This window comes from Cognatishimia sp. F0-27 (assembly GCF_020667845.1).
In the GTDB taxonomy this organism is placed as follows: Bacteria; Pseudomonadota; Alphaproteobacteria; order Rhodobacterales; family Rhodobacteraceae; genus JAFMPQ01.
In genome coordinates this window covers 44,558-53,152 of the sequence record NZ_JAFMPQ010000037.1, presented here as the reverse complement: position 1 = coordinate 53,152, position 8,595 = coordinate 44,558, and the positions used below count along the sequence as shown (strand labels likewise).

Here is an 8,595-nt window from a genome sequence, read left to right as displayed (position 1 = left end):
GCCGAGCCTGCCGAGCCTGCCGAGCCTGCCGAGCCTGCCGAGCCTGCCGAGCCTGCCGAGCCTGCCGAGCCTGCCGAGCCTGCCGAGCCTGCCGAAAATGGCGCCTGACCCAGCCTCGTCAAGCCCGCATACTGGTTTCCGGTCGCGCTGTGCGTTTCAAGCCGTCCACCAAGGCCCGGAACCCCGGCTCCAAAGCCCCGCAAAGCCCCGGGACTGGTCGGATCCCCCTTCCACTCCCGGGGCTTTGCCGGGCCGGATCAGCGCCCCCCGCAAGCACGCCGTGGCGCAGTGCCGCCTCTCCGGGACCGGTCCCGGGCGGCCCACTCAGGCGGCGAGGCCCAGCCGTTCGGGCAAGCGGTCCCGTGTGGCCGCTGTCAGGTGAAACCCCTGCCAGCCGCGCGCCGTGCAGGCGGCGATGTTGCCCGCCGTGTCGTCGATCAGCAGGATCCGTTGCGGCGGCAATGCCGACCAGCGCTCGATCTGGGCAAAAAAGCCCGGGTCCGGCTTGGCCACCCCCATGCGTCCGGAGGCAAACACCGCCTCGAACCGCTCAGCGAGGCCCATCTCTTCCTCGATGAACCGCGCCCTGTGGGCCTCGTTGTTGGTGCCGATCACCCGGCGCCCCGCATGCCGCACCGCCCAGTCCAGCATCTGCGGATCAAGGTGGCGATCCTTCTCGAACCAGTAGCGCAGAACCTCCCCTGCATCCCTGTCATGGCCGTTGCGCACCAGCCACGCCTGCACATACTCGGCAAGGTCACGCTGACCGCGCATGATCTGGCGGGCGATCCCGGATCCGAAGAGATCGCGGGCAAACGCATCTGGATCAATGCCAAGATCCTCCTTCAGCCGGTCGGCCCAGACAAACCGTCCGTCGCGGGTATTGGCGTTCAGCACACCGTCGAAATCCCACACAACCAATGCAGGTTCCACGCTGTCGCGCGCGGGCGCAGGCACAGGGCCACTCATGCCGGCTCACCAATGCGGGTGATCTGATCCAGCAGGGCGCGCGCATCCTCCAGAGCGGCTCCCGTGGCCTCGGTCATGGCGGGCAGGATCATCCATTCTAGCGCCCATGCCGCGCCCGAACGTTCCTGTTCGTGGAGCAGCGCCTGCGCCAGCCCGCCTTGCTGGGCGGCCACAAACCGCGCCACCGTCACCAGCGCCTCTGCCCGCACCGGGTTTTGCTTGTGCGGCATCGCAGAGGAGCCGCCGCCACCCGAAAGCGTGACCGCATCAACGCCCTGTTGCGCCATCAGCGCGATGTCCTGGCCCAGCTTGCCAAGCGCGCCGCAGAGCAGCACGAGCCAATGTCCGAAGGCCAGCATCGGCGCCCGATCCGCATGCCATGACGTGTCCGGCGTCAACCCGAGCCTTTCGGCCATGAGCCTTGCGGCCTCCGGGCCCTGCCCCTGCGGCGCGTCCTGAAGCCCGACCGGCCCGGCGCATTGCAGCACACCGATCTGCGCCCGCAGCGCCGGCAGCGCGCCCTGCGCCGCCGCAAGCGGCCTGCGCCACGTGGCGATCCGCGCGGCAACCGGGATCGGCAGCGCCGCCTGCATCCGTGTCCACCCCATCATCCTGCGGTCCGCCGCCGCCGCCGCATGGCGGTCGAGCAGCGTCAGGACCTCCGCCAGCCTTGCGTCGAACGCGTCCAGGGCATCGCGCAGGATCAGCACCATGGCGGTGTCGATCACATCCTGGCTTGTGAGCCCGTGATGGATCGCCGCGGCCACCGGCTTGGCCAGCCCCTGCCGCAACGCGTGGACCAGCGCAGGGACCGGCAATCCGTCGCGCTCCGCCCCGGTCCGCAACACCGCGTGATCCGGCCGGAATGCCGCCATGGCCGCCAGCGCCGCCTCTGCGTCGGACAGGTCAACCGCGCCGATCCGCGCCAGAACCTCGGTCCAGGCGCCTTCCACGGCAACCATGCGCGCAACAACCGCGTCGGCGGAGAACAGCGCCGCGATCTCCGGGTCATGAAAATGGGTGCCAAAAAGGCCGGAAGATGTGAGCGCGTTGACCATGCGCCCAGTCATACAAGGCCCGCCGCGCGGCACAAGTCCCCGCACGCCGGGTTGCGCCCGCTGCCATGTCGCGCGCAACGGGCGCACCGGGCGTTTCGCCGCCGGGCCTTTGCCTGCATCACCCTACGCGTCTGGTCATGCCGCAGAATTCCCGCAATATCGGCCGGGGCGGACCCGTGATCCTCTCATGCGCCGGGTGCATGATGAGGATGCCTTCGATACGCGCCGCCATCGCCGCCCCATCTCCGGATCAACCCATGGTGCGACGGTGAGGTGGGATTTCGACCCGTGCGCAGAAGGATCAGGCAACGCGAAAAACCATCATGCCACGCGATCATAACGGGGTTCTGCGCCTGACTGACCTGCGATGTGCCGATGAGGCGTTCTGCGATGGCTGGATCCCGCAGGGCTGCCAAGGGTCCGCCCACTCTGTCGTTCAGGATACCAAAACACGCGGCTTTTGCGTGGCCTGATACGCGTCGAGCGCCCGCTTTGTGCCGCCGGCCGAGCTGTTGAGGTTTCCCGAGCCTATGTCGTGTGATCAGACCCGATGATGACCATATCTTCGCGCGCCCGGCCCCATACACGCGCGATGCCGCCGGTCCTGCCGAGAGCGAATGGCGCGGGTTTTCAAGTCACGCAGCCTGTCCTCCCATGACCGCTACCAATGCGGCGTTCGACTGGTCCCGCGCTGCGCCCGTCACTCAGACGCCTGCGGGCTGACGCACATGATCCATCACCAGCACCCGCGTGTCGGTGGGAAGGTCGGCCTTGCTCAATGTCACCGTATGTTCACAGGCGAAATCCACGGCATCATCACGAAAATGCTCAAGGAAACTGCTGATCCATTTCGTGTTGCGCGGTTTGTACGTGAGCGTCCGGAAATGCATCGGAATCACAAGCTTGGGGCGCACCCGGTGGATCATCCGCATCAGGTCCGGCAACTCGATGGTCAGGTATCCGCCCGCGAGCGCGAAAAGCACATCCACATCCTCGAAAAACGCGATTTGCCGGTCCGTGAGCGCATTGCCCACATCCCCCATATGAGCAATCTGCATCCCGTCGAGGCCGAAGCGATACATGCCATTGTCTCCCGGCACATCATGCTCCGGATGATGCTCCCACTCCCTGGCCTGCACCGCCTGAACCGCGAGCCCTGCCGCTTCGCCCTGTCCGCCGGCCCTGGCGACGGTCAACGCATTGAGCACCTGCGGCGACCCGGGGATCAGATCGGCGCGGCAATGGGCGCTGTCATCATCGGACGAGATGATGACAAGATCCGCGCTTTGCGTGATCGGGTCATAGCCGACCCCTTCGGGCGTGTAGGGATCGGTTATCACCGACGGGCCATGGTCTGGCGTCAGTTTGAACGCTGCGTGTCCGAACCACGTCACTTGCATGCGGTGTCCTCCCCAGACCACAGCGCATGCGTCCTTGTGCTGTCGTCCCGTAAAATATTGTTTTCCAACGATCTATGCTCCATCACTTATGTCCCAAGGCATGACGGTCGGCGATCCGCGCCATGGCGTCGCTTGGCGGTCGGGGATGCCGGTTGGTCGACATCATGTTGCGCGTCGAGACCGCGCGACATCCTGCGTAACGATCCAGCGCAATCCTGACGCGGGCGCGACGTCGGTGCTCCGCCGGCCGGGGCCGATCAGACAGCCGCCCGGCGCAGGCTGTCAAATCCCATCGCTCCCCCCGGTGCCGCGACCGCCGCGGCCCCACAGTGATTGCCGAGCCGCAACGCCGCTTCTAACGGAGCCCCCGCGAGCCAGGCCGACAGAAACCCGCCATTGAAGGCATCGCCCGCCCCGGTGGCATCAACCACGCAGGCCGGCTCCGCCGCCACGCTGACGGCGCGTCCATCCTCCATCGCGCGAGCACCGGCAGCGCCATCCTTAACGACCACCAGCGGCGCCGCGCTTTCCGGCAGGCCCGACGCGCAGAGGGCCACATATTCCTGCGCATTGGGCAAAAAGACGTCCACGGACCCGATCAGCCCCACCAAGGCCGCGCCATCGCACAGCAACGCGTCGTCATGGCCACAATCGAGCGACACGCTCATCGCCGCATCATGGGCGCGTCCGACAAGGCCGGGATGCTCCACCAGCGTGCGCAGCTCGCCGATATGAAGATGCCGCCACGGGCCCTCAAGGCCGCGCGGCGGGATTTGCAGCGCCGGGCCGCTTTTGTGGCTGAGAAACGCGCGGTCGCCCCCGTGGGCCATGGCAACGGTGATTTGCGGCGCGCCCGCGCAGGCCGCTGTCAGCCATTGGGTCGCCACGTTCATGGCTTCGATCTCGTTGCGCACCAGATCCCCGAACGGAGCCGCCGGCAGCGTCGCGAGCAATCCCGCCTGATGCCCCAACGCGGCCAAGCAGGCGGCGGTGATATAGGCGCCGCCGCCTGCATGCAGGGACAGCCCGCCGGCAAAGGTCTCGCGCCCCATGCGTGGCATCGAAGGAAGGTCGGTGAACACCAGATCGCAGTACAGCCGCCCCGCGCAGAGCACGGCCGCGCCGCCGGAATTGCCTCCGACCGGCGCCATCACCGCAGGGCGACGCCGGTGGCGGCGTCAAACACGTGAAGGTTCTGAGGCTCTGCATGCAACACCACATCAGCTCCCACCTCTGGCGGGTGTCGGCCATCGGCCTTGGCGATCACCTCGCGCAGGCCCGTGTCAACGTAGATCAGCGTTTCCGGACCAAGCGGCTCCCGCACGCTGACACGCCCGGACACGATCGGCACGCCCCCCGAAAGGGTAAGATCGTCCGGACGCACCCCGATGCGGACCGCTCCGCCCCCGGCGGCCCCGGCCAACCCCTCGAGCCGGGTCCCGGAGGGCAGCACAAGCGCGCCATTATCCGAGCGGGCATCGAGCAGGTTCATCGAGGGCGCGCCGATGAACTGTGCCACGAATTCGTTCGCGGGCTGGTGATAGACCTCCGCCGGCGTGCCAACCTGCTGGATGTGGCCATCCTTCATGATGACGATCCGGTCGGCCATGGTCATCGCCTCGACCTGATCATGGGTGACAAAGATGATCGTATTGCCCACGCGCTGATGCAGCTTCTTGATCTCAAGCCGCATCTGCGTGCGCAACTGCGCATCGAGGTTTGAAAGCGGCTCGTCGAACAGGAAGACCGCCGGGTCACGCACCATGGCCCGCCCGATGGCGACGCGCTGACGCTGGCCGCCGGAGAGCTGCGCGGGCTTGCGGTTGAGCAGTTCCGACATGCCGAGAATCGCCGCCACCTCGTCGATGCGGCGTTCCTTGTCGGATTTTGGCATCCTGGAGCTTCGCAGACCAAAGGCGATATTCTTGCGCACCGACATATGCGGGTAGATCGCGTAGTTCTGGAACACCATCGCGATGTCGCGTTCCTTGGGTTCGAGATTGTTCACCACCCGGTCGCCGATGATGACCTCGCCGCCGCTCACCTCCTCCAGCCCGGCGATCATCCGCAGCGTCGTGGATTTGCCGCAACCCGACGGGCCCACAAAGACCACGAATTCGCCATCCGCCACGTCGAGGTCGATGCCGTGCAGCACCTCGACATCGCCAAACCGTTTGGTCAGAGCCTTCAAGGCGAGATTGGCCATGGCCTCAGTCCTCTCTCAATGCCGCGAAAGCCGCGGACAGCGCGTCAGATGCGCGGGTGCGCCGCGCGACCCGGGCGATGGTCCGCGCAGATTGCGTGGCGTGGCTTTCCTTGTATTGCGTCAGGGCGGCGCGCAGCGGGTCCGGCGCAGGCCCGCCCAGACGGGTGCGGCGGCGCACAAATGTCTCTGCCGAAACGGCATCGCGAAAGGCGCGCTCGTCCATCGCCGGTGGCCTTTCGGTCGCCTGTGCAAACGCCGCCCGGAACGCCGCGTAACCCTCGCCAAGCGGGCGCCGGTCGGCGATGACCGCACGCGCGGTGGCCGCCGCGATCTCATGCGCGCGGCGAAAGCTCAGCTCTTCGTCGCGGACCAGTGTATCCGCCAGTTCGGTGATCGTGATACACGCCGAGTCCGTCGTGGCCCGCACCCGATCCGCATTGATCGTGCTGGCAGAGACGAAGGCGGCCAGCAGGTCGAGCATCGCGCCACCGCTTTCAAACGCGGCATAGCCCGCTGACTGCACCGCCCCCTCGCTGTCATTCATGTCGGTGAAGGGCGTGTTGCGCATCACGTCCACGATCGCGTCACAACGCCCCGCGGTGAGGCTCGCCATGTGGCGCATATGCTCGATCGGCACCGGGTTGCGCTTTTGCGGCATGATGGAGCTGATCTGCACAAGCGCATCGGGCACATGAAGTTGCCCGACTTCAAACGCGGCCCAATATTGATAGTCCTGACACAGACGGCCGAGATGGACAAAGATCAGCTTCATCGCGGAGTAGAGCCCGGTGACGTAATCGACCGACGCGATGCAGCCATAGCTGTTGGTGAGCGGCGCCCGGAAGCCCAGCAACGCGGCCATGCGCGCCCGGTCGATGGGAAAACCGCTGGTCGTGATGGCCGCGGCCCCCATGGGGCAAAGCTCCACCGTATCGAGCGCGGCGTTGAGCCGGTCGAGATCGCGCAGCACCACCTCGGTCATCGCGCTGAGATAGTGACCATAGGTCGTGGGTTGCGCCGGTTGGCCATGGGTATAGGCCACGATCAGCGTCTCCGCTTCGCGCTCGGCGGTGGCGATCAGGGTCTCCGCCAGCGCTTCGAGCCGGAGCGCAAGATCCGTTCCAAGCGCCATCAGCGACAGCTTGAAGATCGTGTGGTCCATGTCGTTGCGCGAACGCGCGGTGTGCAGCGCTCCTCCCAGATCACCGAGCCGGTCTTTCAGCGCAGCTTCAACGACAAAGAAATAATCCTCATGCTCGCCGGTATAGTCGAGCGCCGCGATATCGACCTCCGCCTCGATGGCGGCCAGCGCACGCGCGATGGCGCGCGCCTCGTCGCCGGAAAGGATGCCGGTCTCAGCCAGCATCACGAGATGCGCGCGGTTGATCCGCGCCATGTGCTGGGCGTGATGCTGTTTCACCCCTTCGAAAAGCGGCGCAAGAACGGTATCGCGATAGACCGGGTGGGGGAATTTGCTGAGGTCGATCATGGCGTTTGGTCCGTTTTGCGGCGAGAGACAGCCGATGTCGCACCGGCTTGTGTCAGAATAGCCGGAGACGGGGTCTGCACGGCCTGTCCCGCATGATCCCGAAACCGTCCCGCAGGTCCGGCTTGGACCCGCGACGCCCATCCTGTGACAGACTTGCTCATCGCCGCTCCGCCCGTGATTGGCTCAGACGCGCCCCCGGAGGGTTTGTCGGCTGCGCCGAACCGCTGCGCCGGGGCTCCGCCCGTGATCGGCTCAAACCGTCCCCCGAACGGTTTGTCGGCTGCGCCGAACCGCCATGCCGGGGCTCCACCCGTGATCGGCTCAAACCGTCCCCCGGACGGTTTGTCGGCTGCGCCGAACCGCTGTGCCGGGGCTCCGCCCGTGATTGGCTCAAACCCTCCCCCGGACGGTTTGTCGGCTGCGCCGAACCGCTGCGCCGGGGCTCCGCCCGTGATCGGCGCAAACGCGCCCCCGGAGGGTTTGTCGGCTGCGCCGAACCGCCATGCCGGGGCTCCGCCCGTGATTGGCTCAAACCGTCCCCCGGACGGTTTGTCGGCTGCGCCGAACCGCCAATCACCCCTTCAGCCCCGCCATGACGACGCCGCGGATGATGAAGCGCTGGAAGATCAGGAACACCACAAGCGTCGGGATCGTCGAAATCGCCGCCCCCGTCATGATCAGCTCCCAGGCCACATCCGCCTCGTCTCCGAAGCCCGACAAACCCACAGGGATCGTATACATGTCGACCGAATTGGTCACGATCAGCGGCCAGAGGAACGCGGTCCAGTTGCCGAGAAACACGAAGATCGCCAGCGCCGCCAGCGCCGGTTTCACCAGTGGCATCGCCACGGTCCACCAGATCTGCAACTCGTTCAGACCGTCGATGCGCGCGGCTTCGATGAAATCATCCGGCACGCTTTCAAAGAATTGCTTCATCAGGAAGGTGCCAAACGCCGTCATGAGACCGGGAAACATGATGCCCCAATAGCTGTCGAGCCAGCCAAAACTCTGGCTCATCAGGTACCATGGGATCACCAGCATCTCGGTCGGGATCATCAGCGTCGAGAGGATCGCGATGAAGACGATCATCCGCCCCGGAAACCGGAACTTGCAGAGCGTATAGCCCACCAGGCTGTCAAACAGCAGGTTCGAGATCGTCGTGATCGTGGCGATGATCATCGAATTGACGAACCACATGTAGAACCGGCCATCCTCCAGCACGAAGGTGTAGTTCTCGATGGTCGGCTCTTCGGGGATCAGGTTGACGTTGTAGACCTCATGCGGCCACTTGAGCGAGGTCGAGATCATGTAGGCGATGGGCATCACCATCGCCACACCGCCCAGAAACAACAGGAGCCAACGGATGATCTGACCCATGTTGCGGTTCCGGACAATCGCCCGACGGTCGAGCGCGGCGGCGGAGGGGCGGATATCGGTGGCCGTCATGCGCGCGCGCCCCCGCGGCCCAGCAGG

At 66.0% G+C, this 8,595-nt stretch carries 7 protein-coding genes; all 7 read right to left on the bottom strand.

Going from position 1 to position 8,595, the window contains the following annotated elements; all coding sequences use genetic code 11:
- Positions 1-324: 324 nt before the first annotated feature.
- Entirely contained in the window at positions 325-969 is a 645-nt protein-coding gene (locus J1C49_RS17570) for an HAD family hydrolase (protein ID WP_227447143.1), read from the bottom strand.
- A complete protein-coding gene (locus J1C49_RS17565; RefSeq protein ID WP_227447142.1) occupies positions 966-2,027 on the bottom strand; it encodes a 3-carboxy-cis,cis-muconate cycloisomerase in 1,062 nt (353 codons plus the stop codon). Before J1C49_RS17565 ends, J1C49_RS17570 begins: the two co-directional genes overlap by 4 nt.
- 704 nt (positions 2,028-2,731) lie before the next feature.
- On the bottom strand, positions 2,732-3,427 hold the full coding sequence (locus tag J1C49_RS17560) for an MBL fold metallo-hydrolase (RefSeq protein WP_227447141.1): 696 nt from the start codon (positions 3,425-3,427) through the stop codon (positions 2,732-2,734).
- A gap of 257 nt (positions 3,428-3,684) precedes the next feature.
- Positions 3,685-4,578: a carbohydrate kinase family protein gene (locus J1C49_RS17555; RefSeq protein ID WP_227447140.1), complete on the bottom strand. Its 894-nt coding sequence runs from the start codon at positions 4,576-4,578 to the stop codon at positions 3,685-3,687.
- Positions 4,578-5,633, bottom strand: coding sequence for an ABC transporter ATP-binding protein (locus tag J1C49_RS17550; RefSeq protein ID WP_227447139.1), 1,056 nt, complete (start codon positions 5,631-5,633; stop codon positions 4,578-4,580). The genes J1C49_RS17555 and J1C49_RS17550 overlap by 1 nt, the downstream gene beginning before the upstream one ends.
- Positions 5,634-5,637: 4 nt before the next feature.
- Positions 5,638-7,122, bottom strand: a complete 1,485-nt coding sequence (locus J1C49_RS17545; protein WP_227447138.1) for an argininosuccinate lyase — start codon at positions 7,120-7,122, stop codon at positions 5,638-5,640.
- Positions 7,123-7,695: 573 nt separating this feature from the next.
- Positions 7,696-8,568, bottom strand: coding sequence for a carbohydrate ABC transporter permease (locus J1C49_RS17540; RefSeq protein WP_370639432.1), 873 nt, complete (start codon positions 8,566-8,568; stop codon positions 7,696-7,698).
- Between the last annotated feature and the right edge of the window lie 27 nt (positions 8,569-8,595).